We start from the raw sequence: 23045 nt of genomic DNA on the forward strand, positions 1-23045 counted from the left end.
GAAGAACCGCGCAGGCCATTCCCGGAACGCTCCTTCGGACTCTTCCTCCTTTTTCGTGTCTACGTTTTCTGGTAACTACCGGTTATAAAGTCATACCTTGGATTACTAAAAGACTCTGTCGCATTCGCAAGCAGGAAGCCGCTCGCCGTAAAGCGGGTCTAGCCGTACAGCCGGGCGTAATAACCCCCGAGCGCCAGCAGGTCCTGATGGCGGCCCCGCTCGACGACCGTCCCTTGGTTCATGACGGTAATCAAATCCGCATGTTCCACGGTGCTGAGACGGTGGGCGATCAGAATGGTGGTGCGCCCCTTCATCAATACGTTCAGGGCCTGCTGTACCCAATGCTGGGATTCGTTATCCAGCGCGGAAGTCGCTTCGTCCAGCAGCAGAATCGGGGCGTTTTTGAGAATCGCCCGGGCGATCGCAATTCGCTGCCTTTGTCCGCCCGACAACGACGCTCCTCTCTCTCCCACCGGCATTTTATATTGTTCAGGAAGTTCCTGAATGAAATGGTGAGCGTACGCCGCTTTGGCCGCTTCGATCACTTCTTCATCCGTTGCATCCGGGTTGCCGTAGCGGATGTTTTCCTCAATCGTGCCGGTAAACAAGAACGGCTCCTGCGGAACGTATGCAATCTGCCTGCGGATTTCGTCCAGCGTGTAATGGCCGAACGGTTTGCCTTGGAGCAGGATTTCTCCGCTGTCCACAGGATAAAAGCCGAGCAGCAGCTTGATCAGCGTACTTTTGCCGCTGCCGCTGGCCCCCACGATAGCGGCGACCTGGCCGGGAAACACCTGCATGGAGATGTCGACAAGCACCTTTTTATCCGCCTGATAGGAAAATTCCACATCGCGAAACTCCACCGCAGCCTCCGACACGAGCTCGCTATGAGGAGATCCCAAACGCTCCGGTTCCTCTTCCTCTCTTAGTACCTCTTGAATCCGATGAGCGCCCGCGAGCGAATTTTGGGTCATCGACAGAACCATCCCCAAGTTCAACAAGGCGTGCGTCAGATTCACTTGCAGAACCGCCAGGGCGGCGACGCTTCCCATTCCCATCAGTCCGTAGGCATAAAGAAGACTGCCGATGACGATGATGCCGCAGAACGTGACGTAGCTGATAAAATGATTCACCGCAGCCTGCATGCCGTTCTTCTGCGCGGTTTGCCGAAGCGTCTGCGTCATTTGTTCGTTCAACGCCTCGTACTGGCCGTAAATCGTGCGGATGCGGAACAGCTTCACAATTTGAATGCCGCCCATAAAATCTTTGAATTTTTCGGTCATTTTACCGAGCGTTTGCAAGCCTTGTTCGGACAAAGCGCGAATATCCCGCGCAAATTTCAGACTGACCACGGAGGACAGCAGCAGAATGACGAAGGATACGCCGGCAAAACGCCAATCGATCAACACCATGGAGACAATGGAGCCGATGCAAAAGACAACTTGAAGCAGCAAAACGAAGTAAACCTGCGAGAATGTAAACTCAACGGTCGTTACGTCGTTGTTCACCCGCGACAGCAAGTCCCCATGGTGCGTCTGCTCCAGGAATCTCGGCCGCACCCGGCACAGCTTGTCATAAAGACGTTCGCGGATATTCAGCACAGTCAGCTCGACACTGCGCTGGTATAAGTAAATGAACCAGGGAGAAATCACATTTTCCAGGAACAAGGCCGCGCCCAAAATAATAAAGGCTTCCACCATCAGGGACGTATCTCGGGACACGGCGAAATCAACCAAGTTATGTACGACCAAGCTGAAGGCGATCAGGAACAATGTCTGGGTGAGCGCCGTCACGGCCAGGCCAATGGCGTACTGGGTTTTGCGCTTGCGGTTCATAAACATCAGCAAGTAGCCGAGTTCTTTCACTTGCGAGAGCCATCCGCCCTTTTTCATGTGTACGCCACCTCCCTGCGTTCGGCAGACTCAGTAAATTCCTGATAGTACGACTGGGCGTACAGTCCCTTCATCTTCAACAATTGTTCATGAGTGCCCTTTTCAACAATACTCCCCTGTTCCATGACCCAAATTTCGTCGGCGTTTTGTACTGTAGAAAGCCGGTGGGCAATAACCATCGTCGTTCTCTGCTTCATCAATACGCCCAGCGCTTCCTGAACCGCGCTTTCCGACTCCGGATCAAGAGCCGACGTTGGCTCGTCCAGCAGCAGAACGGGAGCATCCTTCAGAAAAGCCCGGGCCATTGCAATGCGCTGGCGCTGCCCGCCGGACAAAAAGCCTCCGCGCTCTCCGACATACGTCTGGTAGCCGTCGGGCAGCTGCATAATGAAGGAATGCGCCTGAGCGGCTTTGGCGGCTTCGATAATCTCGTCCATCGACGCTACTTCCCGCCCGTAGCCGATATTTTCAGCGATCGTGCCGCTAAACAAATATGAATCCTGGGTTACCACGGAAAAATGCGACCGAAGCTGCTCCGGATCGGCGCCGTGGATCAGGCTGCCGAACACGCGGATCTCGCCCTGGTCCTCCGGAAGCGGATAAAAGCCGTATACAAGCTTAAACACCGTGCTCTTCCCTCCGCCGCTCGCTCCGACAAGCGCGATCGTCTTCCCTTCCGGCACCGAGAAGCTAACATTCCGCAGGATCGGGGATCTCTCCTCATACCCGAAGGTTACGTTTTGAAACTCGATGGGGGCGGCGCTCGCTTTCGGAAGCGAACGGCCATTTTCCGTTTCGGTCGGCTGCTCGACGATTTCGGAGACCCTTCTCAGGGCACCGGTCATTTCGAACGTCCGCGTGATGAGCTCGGGAATATGCTCCAGCGGCTCCAGACACAGATTCAGCAAGTACAGGAAGGCGATCAGCTCTCCCGCGCCTAGCTGCCCTTTGTAGATCAAATAGCTTCCGTAACTGACGGCGAAAATGATCGGGCTGATCATCAGCGTCGAAAGCAGCGGGTTGACCCAGGCTTCCCGCTTTTTCACGGCCAGCTTTTTTTGGGCCGTCAATTGCAGCAGCACTTGGTAGGAGCGAGATAACATGCCGGATAGCAGGTAGCTTTTTACAATAGGCATACCCCCAAGCGTATCCTGGAGGTTGACGTTCATTCGGCCCATGTTCGCCTGGGCTTCCTCCGTCAACCGCTCCAACTGCTTGCCGATCCATTGGGAAGCCAGCAGCGCTACAGGAAATAACAGCAGGCTGTACAGCATCAGCTCCCATTGGAGGTAGATCAAATAAGCGAAACAGCCGATGAACAACAGCGGATGATAAAACCACTGGGCGAGGTCCCGAATCATAAACTGCTGGATGAGCTGCAGGTCGTTGTTGATCCGCGACAATACGTCGCCAGAGTGCTGCTTTTCCAAATAGGAGACCGGGAGTTTGCCGATATGACGCATGACATGGTTGCGGATATCCTGCACCGCAGAGGCGCTGCTTCGCTCCACGCCGAAGCTCATGAAAAACTTCGCCGGCACACCGATCAAGATGACCACAAAGACCGCGTACACGATTTGCAGAACGATTGGCCCCGCCCCCTTCTCGGCCTGGGTGGTCAGCTGCTCGATCAAACTTCCCGTCCATATCTCAATAACGGCGGCGGCAATCGCGGACAAGACACCGACGATCATCCAGCCTTTGTGACGGCTTACATAGGACATCAACCAGCGGAACGCTTTCCAGGCGGCGTAAGCGGTTTGGCGCTTGGAAGGCGCCGCTGTGCCTTGTTCTAGAACAGACGGCTGGCGGTCAGCTTCCATGCAGTACCCCGGCCTCCGCTTCGATCTGCCGCTTGACTTGCTCTAAGATGTCCCGGATGACGACGGCCGTTTCTTCCACGCGCGCGAGTTCCAGCAATTCCTCGTGCGCGCCCTCCAGCCGGTAATCGGCGTAAGCTTGCGTCGTTGCCCCCCGCCAGGAAGGCAATTGGTGCTCCAGGCGGAACGCTTCGCTGTCCTTCGCAATCATTTCGTAAATCCGGGCCGGGATCGTGCCGGAATTAATAAGCTGCGCTTCGTACGCCAAGGTCGCTTTGACCTTCCGATGAACCCGCTCCCGCACGAGCGGGTTGCTCATTAATTCCTTCTCTTCTTCGTCGAAATCAGCAAGCGTTTCTTCAAGCTCTTTCTCCGACGTTTCGGAAGGCGTCAGCGTGTCCTTAATCCACGAGTCCACCATGAGCACGTCCGTTACGGAATACCCTCTTTTCTCCATCGTTTTGGCTACCTCGAACGTCAGGTTGCCTCCGAAGCAGTAGCCGAGCAGCACGTAAGGTCCTTCCGGCTGGATACGGACGATCTCGTCCACATAACGGTTCAGCATGGCCTCGTAATCGACGGCATCGTCGATAAAATCAATGCCGTAGAGCACGAACCGGCCGTCGAGCCTGCTTGCGAGCTCTCGGTAACCGATGCCGAAGCCGCTGCCCGGAGGGAAACAGAACACGTTCAGATCTCCTGCTTTATTCAGCTTAATGAAGGAGTCTCCCCCTTTATCCAGGCCCAGATCCCCCTCGTCGAAAGCCATGGCTTCAACTGTTAGATTGTGGAATTGGCGGTTCAGCGGTATCTCGATGTCCGTTTCATCGTAAACGGCTTGAACGAGCCTCATCAGACTTAACGAATTGCCACCCAACTCAAAAAAGTTATCCTTTACGCCGACCTGCGGAACGCCAAGCGTATCCTGCCAGACGCGGGCGATCTTCATTTCGAGCAGCGTTCTCGGCGCGACATATTCCGCTCCTCCGTCCGCGGCTTCCTCCGGCGCGGGCAGCGCTTTGCGGTCGATTTTCCCGTTCGGGGTCAGCGGCATCCGCGAAAGCTGCACGAGGTGCGAAGGAATCATATACCCCGGAAGCTGCTTGGCGAGCTCCTCCTTGAGTTCATTCGCCGCCAACCTCGTTTCCGCGACGTAATAAGCGACAAGCTGCTTATGGCCGTTCGCGTCGTCGCGGTCGAGCACCTTGGCTTCTTGCACGGCGGCGATCTTCAGTAGCTGCGTCTCGATTTCGTCCAACTCGATCCGGTACCCGCGGATTTTCACCTGGTGGTCGATCCGGCCCAGGTATTCGATGTTGCCGTCCGGCAGCCAAGCCGCCAAGTCACCCGAGCGGTACAGTTTCTCCCCCTCCGCAAACGGGGAATCGACGAACTTCTCCGCCGTCAGATCCGGACGGTTCAGGTATCCTCTCGCAAGGCCTTCCCCGGCCACGTACATTTCGCCCGCTACGCCAATCGGCACAGGGCGGCGGTTTTCATCAAGGATGTACACCCTCAGCGTCGGGATCGGCTTGCCGATATTGCTCTTCGCCGCCTCCATTTCGACCCACGTGATTTCCTTATACGTCACGTGAACCGTCGTCTCGGTAATGCCGTACATATTGATCAGCTTCGTCTCCGGGTACTTCGTCTTGAAGCCCTTGAGCTGCAGCGGACTCAGCGCTTCGCCCCCGAAGATGACGTTGCGAATCCGCAGATCGTACGGATGGTCCGCCAAGACCTTACGCAGCAGCTGGTAGAAGTACGTTGGCGTCTGGTTCAAAATCGTGACCTGTTCGCGGCCCAGCAGCGCCAGGAAATCGGCCGGATTTTTCGCCGTGAGCGGCGGTACGATGACCAGCTTGCCTCCATACAGCAGCGCTCCGTACATTTCCCAGACGGAGAAATCGAAGCAGAACGAGTGGAACAGCGTCCACGTGTCGGACGGCCCGAAGTCGAACAGGTTCTTGTCGTTGAACAGGAGGCGCACGACGTTCTTATGCTCGATCAGCGTTCCTTTCGGTCTGCCGGTCGTTCCCGACGTGTAGATGACATATGCCAGGTTGCCCGGCCCGGAAATCGACTCCAGGTTCGAAGCGTCCAGCGCATCGGCGGAGTCCGCCCCTCTGTCGCCCCAAACGTAATCGTCCAATTCGAGGCGCGTTCCTGCGAAGTCGGTCTTCTCGTGCAGATGCTTTTGAATCAGCAATAACGGCGCGCCCGAATCCTCGATCATGAAGCGGATGCGCTCCTCCGGGTAGTCCGGATCGACAGGCACGTATGCTCCGCCCGCTTTGAGAATCGCCAGAATGCCGACGACCATATCAAGCGAGCGTTCGGCCAGAATCGCTACCAACTGGTCCGCTTCTACTCCCGTCTCCCGCAGATTCCGTGCAAGGCGGTTGGATCGCTCGTTCAGCTCGCGGTAGGTCAGCTGCCGCTCGTTCATGACGGCGGCCACGTTGTCCGGGTAAAGCTCCGCCTGTTCTTCGAACAAGCCGTAAATCGTTTTCCCCCGCTCGAACTCGGTTTCGGTGTCATTAAATCGCTTCAGCAGCGTCTCCCTCTCGTCTGGGGACAGCACATCGGCTTGTCCGAGCTCCAGATCCGGCTGAAATAAAAGCACGGACAGCAGCCGAACAAGATGGTCGGCCGCCTGTTCCACAAATGCCCGCTCGTACCGCTGCCCGTCAAAGCTTATTTCCAGCTCGATGGAGTGGTTTTGGCGGTCGAAGCGAAAAACCGTATCGGCCGCCACCCGGTTACCCAGCGGTCCCGGATGAATCGGGGCGAAGGATGCGACGGTGTTGACGACCGGAAGGCCGTCTCCCGTATAGTCCAGATGGAGCGGCTCCACCATTTTCCGAAAAGGCAGGTGCTGATGCTCCAGCGCCTCGCCGATGGAGGCTTTGATGCCCCCGAGCAGCGTTTTCAGCGTAGTCTGGCAGCTTACGGACGTCTTGATCACCAAGATGTCATGCGGCGGCGGAGTCCCGTCGGGGTCTGCGCTATAAGAAGGCATGCCGACCAGCACTTGGTCCCGCCCGGTATATTTGAACAGCAGGCTTTTTACTCCTGCCAAAACAATCATGTACAAAGCCAAATCCGAACCGTTGGCGAGGCTAATGATTCTCTCCGAGAGTTCACTCGGCAGAGTACGGTGAAGCAAGCCCGGCTCGGCCGCAGCTTCCCCGTCGGCGGATAATTTGGAGGATTGACTGTAGGGAAGGAAGCTCAGGCTGTCATCGGCGTCAAACTTGCCGCTCCAGTACCGTTCTTCCTTTTCAAACAAAGATTTCATTTGTACCTCCCCTAAAAATGAAGTGACCGCATGCCCCGGCGCAGGTCCGAAAAAGCTTGCTTTCGGCCTGCGCGTTTACGGGCTTGGACGTTGTTCGCCGTCTTCCTTGGGATGCGCGCCGCTTTCGCTTGACGGCGGAGGCGCGCTTGTAGGATTAGAACGCGAATTCGATCGTATCGACGGCACTCTTTGCGCCTGCCGCCGGTTTATGACATTCAATCCGGCTTAACTCGAGTTGTGGATTTTCCGCAATTTGAGACAGTACCCGCAGGTAATCCTCGGTCAAGGTGCGGATCATCGCTTTTTTGAACAGCTTGGTGGCGTAGAAGAAGCCCCCGCTCAGCGCCCCGTTGTTTTCATACATAAACAGCGTCAGATCGAACTTCGCTTCTTCCAAATGGTCAAGCTCGTAAGTCTTCAGGCTGACCCCTTCCAGCTCGGCGTCTCGTTCTTCGATATTTTGCAAGTCGAAAACGGCATCGAACAGCGGGAAGCGGCCCGGCTCCCGCTTCACATTCAAACGCTCCACGAGCTCCTCGAATGGATAATCCTGGTTCTCGAAAGCACCCAAAGCCGTTTCCTTCACTTCTTCCAGGTAGGACAAGAACGTTTTGTCGCCCGACGGACGATTGCGGATCGCCAGCGTATTGACAAACATCCCGATGACCGGTTCCAAATCGGCGTTCGTTCTTCCCGCCACCGGGGTACCCACGACCAAGTCCTCCTGCCCGCTGTACTTGGACAGCAGCACGGTATAAGCCGCAAGCAGCACCATGAACAGCGTGCTTTCACGCTCGGCCGCCAATTCGCGCAGCCGCGCAGAGAGAGAAGCTTCGACGTCGAACTCCAGATGCGAGCCTTCGTAGCTGCGAGCCGCAGACCGTTCGTAGTCCATCGGCAGGTCCGCCGTCGGCAACTCGCCTTCGAAGGTTTGCAGCCAGTACGCTTCCTGCCGCCCGATCCGCTCTCGGTGGGCCTTCGACTGCTGCCAAACGGCATAATCCTTGTATTGAATGCGCAGTGGCGGCAGTTCTTCCCCGGCGTAGAAACTCGAGAACTCATCGATCACAATCGCCATCGATACGCCGTCGGACACCATATGGTGCATGTCGAAAAGGAGAATATGCAGGTTCGGCTCCAGCTCGATGACCCCGGCGCGCAGCAGCGGCGGCTTGCCGAGATCAAACGGACGAACGAAGCTGCGGACGATCTGCTCGATTTGAGCCGCATCCTCTTTATCCGCTTGATGATGCTCGATAGCAAAATCAACCTGCGGGTAAATCCGCTGAACCGCTTCGCCCTTCACGATTTCAAAACCGGTGCGCAGCGATTCATGCCGTGTTATCAATTTCCGCAAGGCGGCTTCCAACCGGTCTAAATCAAACTCGCCTTCCACCTGCACCAACTCCGGCATGTTGTAAAGCTGATCCGCTCCATCCAGCGTGTGCTGAATGAACAGCCGTTTCTGCGCGGAGGATAGAGGGTAGTACTCTCTCTCCTCCGCTTGAGGAATGGCCTCATGTTCCCGCCGTTCCATCCGGGCGATCGCCTCGGCCATCGCCGCAATCGTCGAGTGACGGAATACGTCGCGCAGCGGCAGGTTGACGTTTAATTCCTTAAATACCTTACCCGCCAGCGTCGTCGCTCGCAGGGAGTGGCCGCCGATGTCGAAGAAGTTGTCGTGAACGCCAATCTCCTTCACAAGCCCCAGCACCTCCTGCCAAATCGCCGCCAGCTTCGTTTCCAGCTCATTGCGCGGTGCGACGTACTCCGTTCCGCTTCCCGCTTCCCCTTCCGGCGCCGGCAGCGCCTTCCGGTCAATCTTTCCGTTCGCCGTCAGAGGCAGGCGCTCCATCTCCACGAAGTACGACGGGATCATGTAGCCCGGCAGCTCCTGCGCCAGCGCGCCGCGCAGATCGTTCACTGCCAGCTCCGCTCCGGTATCCGGCGTGTAATACGCGCACAGCGCTTTCTGCCCGTTCGCGTCACTTCGAACCAGCACCACCGCTTCGCGCACGCCTTCCACCCGCAGCAGCTGCGACTCGATCTCGCCCGTCTCGATCCGGTAGCCCCGGATTTTCGCCTGGTTGTCGATCCGGCCGATGAAGTCCACGTTGCCGTCCTCCATCCACCGCGCCAAGTCTCCCGTGCGGTACAGTCGCTCGCCCGCGGCGAACGGGCCGTCTACAAACTTCTCTTCCGTCAGCTCCGGACGGTTCAAGTACCCGCGCGCTACTCCGACTCCGCCGATGACCAGCTCGCCCAGCACCCCGACCGGCACCGGGTTCAGATGCGCGTCCACGATGTAGAATTTCGCATTCAGCCACGCTTTGCCGATCGGCACATGGCCTGTCTGCGGCAGCTTCGCCAGCTCCTCGTCGTAGAAGCTGGAGTCGATCGCCGCTTCCGTCACGCCGTATGCGTTGATGATCCGGAACAACGAGCCGAAGCGTTCCTGCAAGGTCCGGTAATCCCCCACGCTGCAGCTGTCCGAGCTCGTGATCAACAGCTCCATCCAGCTCATATCCAGCCGCTGCTCGTGCACGTACTCCAGGAACGGCACGATCAGCGCCGGCGTCGATTCGAAGATGGTGACCCGTTCCCGCTCCATCCAGTGGTGCAGACGAGACGGATCGATCCGGTCGTCCTTCGGCACAATCACCATCGTGCCTCCGTTGTACAGCGTCCGCGCGATATCTCCCACGAACACGTCGAACGAGAAGCTTGCGAGCTGCAGCAGCCGCACCGGGAACTGATCTAACCGGTATTCCCGCCGGTAGCCCGCCGCCGTGTTCACCAGGCTGCGGTGCTCGATCATCACGCCCTTCGGCTTGCCCGTCGTTCCCGACGTATAGATCACGTACGCCAGATCCTCCGGACGGGCTTCATGGAAGCTGTCGGTGCCAACATGCTGATGGCTCTCATCGCCGTCGTCCACAGCATCCGTCAGCTTGCCGGAGACTATGCCCGAGCCAATCGGCGCATTCGCCCGCTCCTCGCTGTACGACGCTTCGTCGTCCAGGTACAGCACCGCCGCCAGCGCCAGCTCCTCTTCGCCGAGCCAGGCTTCGGCGCGCTCTCGCAGCGCCGTTTGCGTCAGCAGCACCTTCGCTCCGCTGTCTTCGAGCATGAACCGCACGCGCTCCGCCGGGTAATCCGGGTCGAGCGGCACATACGCCCCGCCCGCTTTCCAGACGGCCAGCACGGCCACCAGCAAGTCCACCGAACGCTCGGCGAGAATGCCGACGATCGTCTCCCGGCCGATGCCGCTTGCGCGCAGCGTAGCCGCCAAGCGGTTCGCCCGCTCGTTCAGCTCCGCATACGTCAGCCGGTCGTTCTCGTACACGACGGCCGCCTCTTCCGGCGTGCGCTCCGCCTGTTCCTCAAACAGCCGGTGGAACGCGGCCACAGGAGCCGCTTCCGGCTGCGCCGGGTTGAACGCGCCGAGAATTTGTTCTTTTTCCTCTGCCGTCAGCAAGTTCAGCTCGGCAATCTTCGCATCCGGACGGCTTACGATCGTTTCGAGCAGCTGCTCGTAATGTTTCGCCAGCCGTTCGATCGTCTCCCTTTTGTAGAGAGCCGTCGCATATTCGAAGCTGTAATCCAAGCCGCCGTTCTCCTCGCCCACATCCAAGCTGATATCAAACTTCGCGGTATCCAATACGCTCGGATAAGGAATCAGGCGAAGCCCTTCCAGCTCAAATTCCTCGTTTTCCGTATTCTGCATCGTAAACAGCGTGTCGAAGAGCGGATTGCGGCTTAAATCACGGGTGACTTGCACCTTGTCCACCAATTCTTCGAACGGATAGTTTTGATGCTCGAAGGCATGGAGGGTCGTTTCTTTGACTTCGTTCAGGTATGACAGGAATGTCTTCTCCGAAGCCGGATAACTGCGGATAGCCAGCGTGTTTAAGAAAATCCCGATCAACGGCTGCACATCTCCATGATTCCTTCCGGCAATCGGCGTACCGACGATCACGTCTTCCTGACCTGAATATTTATGCAGAAGGACGTTATACGCCGCAAGCAGCACCATAAACAGCGTCGTGCCCGTTTCCGAGGCCAGCTGCTTCAGGCCGTCGGTTTTCGAAGCGTCGAAGAAAAACTCCAGCGTTTGGCCTTCGTAGCTCTGCACGGCCGGACGCGGATAGTCGGTCGGCATTTCCAGCACCGGCAGCTCGCCTTGGAACATGTCCAGCCAGTACGCCTCCTGACGCTGAAGCCGTTCTTTCTGCTCCTGCGAATGCTGCCAAACGGTGTAGTCTTTGTACTGAATGCGCAGAGGCTCCAATTGCTCGCCGCCGTACAAGCGGACGAATTCTTCAACAAAGATTTCCATCGAGACGCCATCGGAAATAATATGATGCATGTCGTACATTAGAATATGACGTTCCGGAGCCAGCTCGACAAGGCCTACCCTCAGCAGCGGAGGCTTCGCCAAGTCAAACGGACGGACGAAACGGCGAACCATCTCTTCGGCCTCTTGCTCATCCACTCGATAGAACTCCACGGCAACATTCACGTCCTGGTAAATCCGCTGCGATGCTTCGCCATCCACCATTTCGAACCCGGTGCGCAGCGTTTCATGCCGCGCCACGAGCTTACGGAACGCTTCTTCGAACCTTGCCCGGTCCAAAGCACCCTCCAGCAGCGTCGCTTCCGGCATGTTGTAGCTAAGCTCCGCGCCTTCCAGTTGATTCAGGATAAAGAGACGTTTTTGAGCAAAAGATTGCGGGTACACCTCTCGGTCATCCGCCACCGGAATGGCAACGAATGTCTGCTCATCCAGCCGGGAAATGGCGGCCGCCATGCTCTCAATGGTGGAATGGCGAAACACGTCGCGCAGCGGCAGATCCACGCTCAATTCTTTATGAATCTTGCTGACCAGCGTCGTCGCCCGCAGGGAGTGGCCACCGATGTCGAAGAAGTTGTCGTGAACGCCAATCTCCTTCACAAGCCCCAGCACCTCCTGCCAAATCGACGCCAGCTTCGTTTCCAGCTCATTGCGCGGTGCGACGTACTCCGTTCCGCTTCCCGCTTCCCCTTCCGGCGCTGGCAGCGCCTTCCGGTCAATCTTTCCGTTCGGCGTCAGAGGCAGGCGCTCCATCTCCACGAAGTACGACGGGATCATGTAGCCCGGCAGCTCCTGCGCCAGCGCGCCGCGCAGATCGTTCACTGCCAGCTCCGCTCCCGTATCCGGTGTGTAATACGCGCACAGCGCTTTCTGCCCGTTCGCGTCACTCCGAACCAGCACCACCGCTTCGCGCACACCTTCCACCCGCAGCAGCTGCGACTCGATCTCGCCCGTCTCAATCCGGTAGCCCCGGATTTTCGCCTGGTTGTCGATCCGGCCGATGAAGTCCACGTTGCCGTCTTCCATCCACCGCGCCAAGTCTCCCGTGCGGTACAACCGCTCGCCCGCGGCGAACGGGCTGTCTACGAACTTCTCTTCTGTCAGCCCCGGACGGTTCAAGTACCCGCGAGCTACCCCGACTCCGCCGATAACCAGCTCGCCCAGCACCCCGACCGGCACCGGATTCAGGTGCGCATCCACGATGTAGAATTTCGCATTCAGCCACGCTCTGCCGATCGGCACATGGCCTGTCTGCGGCAGCTTCGTCAGCGGCTCGTCGTAGAAACTTGAGTCGATCGCCGCTTCCGTCACGCCGTATGCGTTGATGATCCGGAACAACGAGCCGAAGCGTTCCTGCAAGGTCCGGTAATCCGCCACGCTGCAGCTGTCCGAGCTCGTGATCAACAGCTCCATCCAGCTCATATCCAGCCGCTGCTCGTGCACGTACTCCAGGAACGGCACGATCAGCGCCGGCGTCGATTCGAAGATGGTGACCCGTTCCCGCTCTATCCAGTGGTGCAGACGAGACGGATCGATCCGGTCGTCCTTCGGCACAATCACCATCGTGCCTCCGTTGTACAGCGTCCGCGCGATATCTCCCACGAACACGTCGAACGAGAAGCTTGCGAGCTGCAGCAGCCGCACCGGGAACTGATCTAACCGGTATTCCCGCCGGTAGCCCGCCGCCGTGTTCACCAGGCTGCGGTGCTCGATCATCACGCCCTTCGGCTTGCCCGTCGTTCCCGACGTGTAGATCACGTACGCCAGGTCCTCTGGACGGGCTTCATGGAAGCTGTCGGCATTCGCCCGCTCCTCGCTGTACGACGCTTCGTCGTCCAGGTACAGCACCGCCGCCAGCGCCAGCTCCTCTTCGCCGAGCCAGGCTTCGGCACGCTCTCGCAGCGCCGTTTGCGTCAGCAGCACCTTCGCTCCGCTGTCTTCAAGCATGAACCGCACGCGGTCCGCTGGATAATCCGGGTCGAGTGGCACATACGCCCCGCCCGCTTTCCAGACGGCCAGCACGGCCACCAGCAAGTCCACCGAACGCTCGGCCAGAATGCCGACGATCGTCTCCTGGCCGATGCCGTTTGCGCGCAGCGTAGCCGCCAAGCGATTCGCCCGCTCGTTCAGCTCCGCATACGTCAGCCGGTCGTTCTCGTACACGACGGCCGCCGCTTCCGGCGTGCGCTCCGCCTGTTCCTCGAACAGCCGGTGGAACGCCGCCACAGGAGCCGCTTCCGGCTGCGCCGGGTTGAACGCGCCGAGAATTTGCTCTTTTTCCTCTGCCGTCAACAAGTTCAGCTCGGCAATCTTCGCATCCGGACGGCTTACGATCGCCGCAAGCAAATGTCCGAAATGAGTCGACAGCCGCCGGATCGTGCTTTCTTTATAAAGAGCCGTTGCGAATTCAAAGCTGCACTCCAGGCCGCCGTTTTCTTCCGTAACATCCACACTCAGGTCGAACTTGGCCGTGCCGTATTCGCTAGGGTACGGGGACAATTTCAGCCCTTCCAGCCCAAACTCTTTGTCCTCCAAGTTTTGCAGGGAGAACATCGTGTCAAACAGCGGGTTGCGGCTCAAATCCCGGCTGACCTGCACTTTATCGACGAGCTCTTCGAACGGATAATTCTGATGCTCGTAAGCGCCTAAGGTCGTTTCTTTCACTTCTTCCAGATACGACAGGAAGGTCTTCTCCGAAGCCGGATAATTGCGGAGCGCCAGCGTATTAACGAACATTCCGATCAAAGGCTGCGTGTCTCCGTGCGTTCTGCCCGCAATCGACGTTCCGACGATCAAATCGTCCTGACCTGTGTATTTATGCAAAAGCACGGTATATGCCGCAAGCAGCACCATATACAGCGTCGTTCCTCTTTGAGCGGCCAGCTGCTTCAAGCCTTCGTTCGTTGCCTCGTCCACGAAGGACGTCAGCGTTTGTCCCTCAAAGCTCTGCACGGCAGGACGCGGATAGTCCGTTGGCATTTCCAGAACCGGCAGTTCACCCCGGTAACGGTCCAGCCAGTAAGCTTCCTCGCGTTTCAACTGCGCTTTTTGCTCATCCGACTGCTGCCATACCGCATAGTCCTTGTATTGAATGCGCAAAGGCTCTAATGACTCGCCGCCGTACAGACGAACGAGTTCCTCGACTAACACGTCCATCGAAACCCCGTCGGAGACGATATGGTGCATGTCGAACATCAGCAAATAACGTTCGGCTGCCAGCTCTACAAGCTCCGCCCGCAGCAGCGGAGGCTTCGCCAAGTCGAAAGGCCGGATGAAGGCCTGCACGACTTCAGGCGCTTCTTCCTCGCTCGCACGACGGTACTCGACGGCAAAGTCGACGCTCTCGTAAATGCGCTGTACTGCTTCGCCTTGTACAATCTCAAAGCCGGTTCGCAGCGTTTCGTGCCGTGCGATCAGTCCGCGGAAAGCCTTCTCCAGGAGGCTCCGGTCAATTGATCCTTCCAGCAGCAGCACGCCCGGCATGTTGTAGCTCTGATCGGCCCCTTCCAGTTGATTCAGGATAAACAGCCGCTTCTGAGCTGAGGAAAGCGGATAATATGCTCTTGCGCCTGCCAGCGGAATCGACGAGAACGACTGCTCTCCGATCCGGGAGATGGCGAGAGCCATCTCCTCGATCGTCGAGTAGCGGAATACGTCGCGTAGAGGCAGCTCAACGTTCAGCTCCTGATGCACCTTGCTCACCAGTGTCGTCGCCCGCAGGGAATGGCCGCCCAGGTCGAAGAAATTGTCCAGGACTCCAATGCCGGAGTAGCCCAGTACTTCCTCCCAGATCTTCACAAGCTGGGACTCCGTCCGGTTACGCGGCGCTACGTATTCGACGCCCGTTTGTATGCCGCCTTGCGGCTCCGGCAGCGCTTTGCGGTCCACTTTGCCGTTGGTCGTCAGCGGCATGCGCTCCAACTGCACGAAGTACGACGGGATCATGTACCCCGGCATTCCCTGGGCCAGTGAGGTTCTCATTTCGCTGACCGTCAGCGTTCGGTCCGCCACAAAGTAGGCAACAAGCGCCTTCTCGCCCTCGCCGTCCTGACGGGCGAGCACCACCGCTTCTTCCACGCCCTCGACGTTCAGAAGCTGCGTCTCGATTTCGTCCAGCTCGATCCGGTACCCGCGGATCTTCACCTGATGATCGATCCGGCCCAGGTATTCGATGTTGCCGTCCGGTAGCCAAGCCGCCAAGTCGCCCGAGCGGTACAGTTTCTCCCCCTCCGCAAACGGGGAATCGACGAACTTCTCCGCCGTCAGATCCGGACGGTTCAGGTATCCTCTCGCAAGGCCTTCCCCGGCCACGTACATTTCGCCCGCTACGCCGATCGGCACAGGGCGGCGGTTTTCATCCAGGACGTACACGCTCAGCGTCGGGATCGACTTGCCGATATTGCTCTTCGCCGCCTCCATTTCGACCCACGTGATTTCCTTATATGTAACGTGAACCGTCGTCTCGGTAATGCCGTACATATTGATCAGCTTCGTCTCCGGGTACTTCGTCTTGAAGCCCTTGAGCTGCAGCGGACTCAGCGCTTCGCCCCCGAAGATGACGTTGCGAATCCGCAGATCGTACGGATGGTCCGCCAAGACCTCACGCAGTAGCTGGTAGAAGTACGTTGGCGTCTGGTTCAAAATCGTGACCTGTTCGCGGCCCAGCAGCGCCAGGAAATCGGCTGGACTTTTCGCTGTGAGCGGCGGTACGATGACCAGCTTGCCTCCGTACAGCAGCGCTCCGTACATTTCCCAGACAGAGAAATCGAAGCAGAACGAGTGGAACAGCGTCCACGTATCAGACGGCCCGAAGTCGAACAGGTTCTTGTCGTTGAACAGGAGGCGCACGACGTTCTTATGCTCGATCAGCGTTCCTTTCGGTCTGCCGGTCGTTCCCGACGTGTAGATGACATATGCCAGGTTGCCCGGCCCGGAAATCGGCTCCAGGTTCGAAGCGTCCAGCGCATCGGCGGAGTCCGCCCCTCTGTCGCCCCAAACGTAATCGTCCAATTCGAGGCGCGTTCCTGCGAAGTCGGTCTTCTCGTGCAGATGCTTTTGAATCAGCAATAACGGCGCGCCCGAATCCTCGATCATGAAGCGGATGCGCTCCTCCGGGTAGTCGGGATCGACAGGCACGTAGGCTCCGCCCGCTTTGAGAATCGCCAGAATGCCGACGACCATATCGAGCGAGCGTTCGGCCAGAATCGCTACCAGTTGGTCCGCTTCTACTCCCGTCTCCCGCAGCTTCCGCGCAAGGCGGTTGGATCGCTCGTTCAGCTCGCGGTAAGCCAGCTGCCGCTCGTTCATGACGGCGGCCACGTTGTCCGGGTAAAGCTCCGCCTGCTCTTCGAACAATTGAACGAGCGTCTTCTCGCGCGGAAATTCCGTGGTGGTGTCGTTAAAACGTCCGAGAAGGTCGGCCTTTTCCGCCTCCGTCACAAGTTCCAGCTCGCCCACTGTAATTTCCGGGTTATCCGTCACCTGCTCCAGCAGATGGACGAGATGCCCCTTGAGCCGCTCGATGCTGTCTTTATCGAACACTTCGGCGTTAAAGTCGAACCGAATTTCGATCTCGACTCCCGGCACCACGGTCACGTTGAAGTTATAGTTCGTCTGCTCCTCCATCTGAACGTCAGCGATCGTCAGGTCGCCGTGCTGCTGGTCGCCCGCCTGCTCCATCTGCTCGTCCACCGGATAGTTCTCGAAAGCGATGATATGGTTGATCAGGTTCTGCTTTTGCACACTGCGGGCTTGAATTTCATACAACGGATAGTAATCATAACGCCCGGATTCCAGCGCCCACTCTTGGAGCTTCGCCATCAGGTCGGCGAACACGGTGTCCGCTTCGCTCGTGACGCGGACCGGCACCGTATTGATGAACAGCCCGATCATGGACTCGATACCCGGGATTTCCGCCGGTCTTCCGGCCACGACGCTGCCGAATACGGCATCGTTTGTTCCGTTATATTTTTGCAGCATCACGCCCCAAGCGGCTTGCAGCAGCGTATTGACCGTAACCAGGCGCTGTTTCGCCACCCGGTCCATCCGCTCGCTCAAGTCCTTGCCCAGCTCGGCGGTGACGTGATCAGCCGTAAATCTGCCGTTCGGCGCCGGTTCCTTTTGTCCCGGGAGTACGGTTTGCCCTTCATAACCTGCCAGGAATGCCGTCCAATAGCCGGATGCCGCCTGATCGTCCTGTTTCTCCAACCATTCGATGTAAGCGCCATAATCCGATCCCTTATCTCCCGCTGGCTGCTTGCCGGATGCCAAGGCCGAGTACGTCCCAAACAGCTCCTGCGTCAGCTGCGGCAGGCACCAGCCGTCCATCAAAATATGCTGGAAACTCCACAGCACATGATAGCTTTGCTCTTCGGTGCGCAGGATCGTAACCCGAACGAGCGCGTCATGTTCCAGGTCGAAGCCGCGAAGCTTGTCATCCTCGGCTTTTTTATCCAAGTACGCTTGTTTCTCGTCCGCCTGTAAATGAAGCAGCTCTTCATATTCAAAGCCGACCGGCTTGTCGCGGTATATGATTTGCAGCGGCTCGCCCGCCGGTCCTTGCACAAAATTCGCCCGCAGCACCAAATGACGTTTCGCAAGTTCCGTCCAGCTCCTCTCGAAAAGCTGGACGTCGAGTACTCCCCTCATCGTAAATCGCGTCTGCTCGAAGTAAGCGGCCGTTTGCCGGTCAAGCGCGCTGTGGAACCACATGCCCTTCTGCATCGGCGTAAGCGAGTAAATATTTTCGATTTCCCCGAGATGGTCCGAGCGCTGGGCGATTTGCTCTAGTTCGGCGATGGTCAAGCCTTTAAATTGCACGTCGCTAGGCGTCAATTCGGTATTTTTTTTGCCTGCGCAGTGGATAATGAGCTCTCGTAGACTTTGCTCAAGCCGCTGAGCGAAGGCTTCCATCGTTACCTTGTGATACTGCTTCCGGCTGTAGCTAAGATCAAGCGATAAAGCGCCGTCCAGCACCATGCCGTTGATATCCAGCACAAAGCTGCGGGCCTGCCGGTCGCTGGCCGGACTGCCGCCGGAATAAGAAGATATACCGATCTCGTCCTGGTTGACATCATCGTCGAACTGGCCGAGGTAATTAAAATTAATTTCCGGCTCTGCGCCCCAAACAAAGCCATCCTCCGATTTGGAGAGATAGCGGCATATGCCGTACCCAAGCCCTTTGTTCGGAATGCGGCGCAAACTTTCCTTGACCTGTTTAATCTGATAGGCCAAATCCCGGTCGGTTTCCGGCTCTAGGACGACCGGAAACTTGGTCGTAAACCATCCGACTGTGCGCGTGATGTCGATATCCGTTCCGATCGGTTCGCGTCCGTGTCCTTCGAGATTGATCCGCACCCGTTCGTGTCCCGTCCACTTGCGAACGGCTATGCCGAGCGCCGTTACCAAAATATCGTTCATTTCGGTGTTGTAGGCCCGGTGAACCCGCTTCAGCAGCAGCTCCGTTTCTTCGGGAGTCAAACGGACGAACAGCGATTCGCTGTCCTGCTGCGTCGTAACGTCCGCCTCCAGATCCTTCGGCACGGCCGGAACCGCAATTTGTTCCACGGCCTGCCAATAGGCCCGTTCCTTCGCCATCTCCGGGCTTTGCGCGTAAGCGGCCAGCTGCTCGGACCAAGTGCGGTACGCATCCGTTTTGGCCGGGAAACGAATTTCCTCGCTTTTGCCGGCCTGCTCGTAACCCAGAGCGAAATCCTCCATCAAAATGCGCCAAGACACGCCGTCCACCACGGCATGATGAACCGCGAGCAGCAAATGATCGCCGTCCGCGCACCGGAACAGTCCCGCCCTCAAGAGGGGCCCGTTCTCCAGATCGATGCCCGCTTGAATGTCCGTTGCCTTCGCTTCCACAGCCTGCGAGGTATTCTCCGCATCCTTGAAGTCGAACACGTCCAGCGTGAACAGCCCGCCTTCCTGAATTGCACGGTTCCGCGCGCTAAACCCTTGTTCCGTCTTGCGGAACACCATCCGTAAGATGTCATGATGCTCGGCCAACTTTTGCAGCACCTGACGTACCATCTCTTCGTCGAAGCGTTCCTTCCGGTACAGCATCACCGACTGGTTGAAATGATGCGGGTCCGCAAAGGAGCTCTCGAAAAACCAATGCTGAATCGGCGTCAGCGCCGTTTCACCCGTTATTTCGCCTTGATCGATGGTACGTCCGATCGGTTTCACATGCAGGCTGAGCTGTGAGATAGTCGGATATTTGAACAAATCCCGAATTTCCAGCTTGTACCCGGCTTGATGAAGCCGCGAAGATACTTGAATGGACTTGATCGAGTCTCCGCCCAGCTCGAAGAAATGATCCGTTACCCCTACGCGATCGGCGTTCAATACCGCCTGCCACACATCGGCAAGCGTCCGCTCCGCTTCATTGCGGGGAGCTACGTACGCGCCGCCGGTCAATGCATTTCCTTCCGGGGCGGGCAAAGCCTTGCGGTCGATTTTGTCGTTCGGCGTGAGCGGCATCCGCGGAAGCTGAACAAAATGCGCCGGAATCATGTAATTCGGCAATTTTTGCGCCAGCTCGCTTCTCAGCTCGCCGAGCGTAAGCGGGCGGCCCGCGACCAGGTAAGCGCACAGTTCTTGCCCGCTTTTGCCTTCCCGCGCGATTACGATCGTCTCCTGCACGGAGTCGATCTTCAGAAGCTGCTCTTCAATCTCGCCGATCTCGATCCGGAATCCACGGATTTTCACCTGATGGTCAATCCGGCCCAAGTACTCAATATTTCCGTCCGGCAGCCAGCGGGCCAAGTCGCCCGTCCGGTACAGTCTCTCTCCGGGCTCAAACGGGTGTTCGATGAATTTCTCCGCCGTCAGATCCGGCCGGTTCCAATATCCCCGGGCGAGGCCGACGCCCGCGATGCATAATTCTCCCTCCACTCCGATAGGCGCCAGCTGATTCTGTGCGCCCAGTATATACAAGCGATGGTTCCAGATCGGACGTCCGATCGGTATCGCTCTGCGTTCGGTGTCATACGTAGACGCCGCCCACACGGATGTGGCGATCGAGGCTTCCGTCGGACCGTACGCGTTATAGTACTGTACCTTGTCTTTCCACTGCTGCACGAATTCGGCTGAAACGGCGGAGCCCGCCGTGATGAGCCTGCTCAGACTCGGCAGGCGGTCTGAATTCAAATAAGCCGCATAAGTTGGCGGCAAAGTGGCGATCGTAATTGCATGCTCGTTCATGAAACGTTCGAACAGCTGATCATCCAAAACCGTCTCGGTTGACGGTATATATAAGGTCGCCCCGAAATACAGGGCGTTGAACATCTCCCAGCACGACGCATCGAACGATAGGCTGGCGAATTGCAGCACTCGATCCTGTTCGGTCGTGTGAAGCGTATGGGCAAACGTCAGTTTCAGGCTGACCAGCCCGCGATGCTCCAGCATGACCCCTTTGGGTTTGCCCGTCGTACCTGATGTATAGATGACATAAGCCAGATCGTTCGGACCACTGGCCGGCTCCAGGTTCGAGCCATCGTCGCTGTAGGCCTGCTCGTCATCCAGCGCCACCACGGTCCCTTCGAACGGCACCTGCAGCAGCAGCTCCCTTTGAGTCAGCAGCAACTGCGCGTTCGAGTTCTCCAGAATGTAGCGGATCCGTTCTTCCGGGTATTCCGGGTCGATCGGCACGTAGGCACCGCCAGCTTTCAGAACCGCCAGAATGCCAACGACCGTCTCCAGCGATCTTCTGGCCATCAAGCCTACCAGCTGATTGGGCAGCACGCCGACCGATCGCAGCGTCCGCGCCAGCCGGTTCGCCCGTTCATTCAGCTCCGCGTACGAAAGCCGCCGCCCCTCAAAGACAACCGCCGTCGCTTCGGGCACCCGCTTCGCCTGCTCCTCCACGAGCTGATGAATCGTCCGATCACGGGGATAGTCCTTCTCGGTATCGTTAAAGCTTTGCAGCAATTGAAATTTCTCGTCCTCCGACAGCATGTCCGCCCGCACGATGTCCAGCTCCAACTCGTGAAGCCCCACGGCCAGCAGACGATTCAGATGGCCGACGACCCGAGTCATGAACTCGGAGTCATATAAGTGCTCGTTATATGACAGCGCTAGCTGTATCGTCCCGCCGGTTAAGCTGAATTCAAAGGAACAATCCGTGACCACGTTTTGCCCGATTTCGTCCAGATGCAGCTCCTTAAGGGATACTAGCGTATGGATGACGGGTATCCCGTCTGCATATTGCAGGTCCAGCTTCTCCGCCATTTTCAAGAACGGAATATGTTGGTGCTGAATCGCTTCCGGCAAGGAAGTCCTCAGCTCGCTCAGAAGCGTTTTAAAAGTCGCACCCGCCGAAAGCGAGTTTTTCAAAATGACCGTATGATTAACGGATCGGCGCGTCTCCGTCGGTTTCCGTACAACCGGCATGCCGACCAGAATGTCAGAAGCGCCTGTATATTTATGCAAGAGCGACTGAACACCGGCGAGCAAAATCATAAAAGTGGCCAGCGGAGCGCCCTTGCTCATTTGAAGGACGCGCTGCGCCACTTCCTCCGAAAGCGAACCGCCGACGGTTGTCATAATGGGCGCCAGGGAGCTTGGAGCTTTGCTGTAAGGCAGCCGCGTCAAGGTATAATCGTCGCTACCGAATTTTTCGTTCCAAAACAACGTTTCTTTTTCAAAAGCCATCTGGATCGTTCCCCTCTCTTTATCGGCAAAAGCAATCCGGCGGAGCATATGCCGCAGCAACGCTCCAGCCTCGCTCCCCGCCTTTTCAAACATGTGACAACAATGTCAAAGGCTTTCGCCAGGTCACCGCTTCGCTTACCCGGTTGATCGCATGCGGCAATCCTCTGCCTAGCAGCTGTCCCGCTCGGCTCCCATGCGTGAAAGACAACAAAGAGCATCGTTCTACGCAAGAGATGCGCCTGCTTCCGGCTCCTCTGCTTCAATATGCTTGCTGCGGACGAGCCGCCCGAAGACGGGCTTTGGTTTAACATTGGGTTCGGAATTGGATTTGGGGGTGGACAAGGGATGTTCCTCCCATCGATGTAAGACTTGCTGTAGGGTTCCGGCCGGCCAGCAGAAAGTCGGCCGTACCTCCGGATTCGGCACCGGAGCTGCCTTTGTCGAAGCCTATGTTTAAGGGATATTGATACACTCTATGTATGATTTGTGTATTCCCCCGCCTGGTGTGGATAAGTAAAGATCCGACTGCGGGGTAATGAGCCTTTCCTGACGATTAGATGTGACGATGGTGCTGCATGAGGCTCAAAGGATGCTCCGTATGGCATGAACGGGACAGCCCTTGGATTGGCGGTGAATTCCAGCTTTTCAAAAACGCTCACGCGCTTCATCTTCCATCGGAATTGGGATAAGGTTGGCTTCATCCTTTCTGAACCTTCTGACGTCATGGAGCAACATATTCTCGTCTGTCATTTTCCACAATTTCGGTCTCCGCATGCCAGCTTGCTGGGTTGCCAGCGGACTGGTCTCTCGCGGCACAGCTTGGACAGGTATAAAAACCATCCAATTCTATTTTCTATCATAATTGGAAGGTTGACCTAGGTAGAATTATATCAAAATTTCCAATAATGTATAGTAAAACTTTAGTTAAATTGGGTCTTCCCAACATAAAGTGTTAATATTTTGCCTAAAAAGAGCGAATGGAGAAGAAACGCTGGGAATGGTTTGCCATCAATCGAGGA

The 23045-nt window shown here is 57.3% G+C and carries 4 protein-coding genes; all 4 read right to left on the minus strand.

Annotated elements, in window-relative coordinates; all coding sequences use genetic code 11:
* Positions 1-158: 158 nt before the first annotated feature.
* A complete protein-coding gene (locus tag MKY35_RS22625; protein WP_322253089.1) occupies positions 159-1892 on the minus strand; it encodes an ABC transporter ATP-binding protein in 1734 nt (577 codons plus the stop codon).
* Positions 1889-3715, minus strand: a complete 1827-nt coding sequence (locus tag MKY35_RS22630; protein ID WP_342444884.1) for an ABC transporter ATP-binding protein — start codon at positions 3713-3715, stop codon at positions 1889-1891. The genes MKY35_RS22625 and MKY35_RS22630 overlap by 4 nt, the downstream gene beginning before the upstream one ends.
* On the minus strand, positions 3705-7013 hold the full coding sequence (locus tag MKY35_RS22635; RefSeq protein ID WP_342444885.1) for an amino acid adenylation domain-containing protein: 3309 nt from the start codon (positions 7011-7013) through the stop codon (positions 3705-3707). The genes MKY35_RS22630 and MKY35_RS22635 overlap by 11 nt, the downstream gene beginning before the upstream one ends.
* Positions 7014-7167: 154 nt before the next feature.
* Positions 7168-22119, minus strand: coding sequence for an amino acid adenylation domain-containing protein (locus MKY35_RS22640; RefSeq protein WP_342444886.1), 14952 nt, complete (start codon positions 22117-22119; stop codon positions 7168-7170).
* Positions 22120-23045 lie beyond the last annotated feature (926 nt).

It is taken from the genome of Paenibacillus sp. FSL L8-0638 (assembly GCF_038593075.1).
In the GTDB taxonomy this organism is placed as follows: domain Bacteria; phylum Bacillota; class Bacilli; order Paenibacillales; family Paenibacillaceae; genus Paenibacillus; species Paenibacillus polymyxa_D.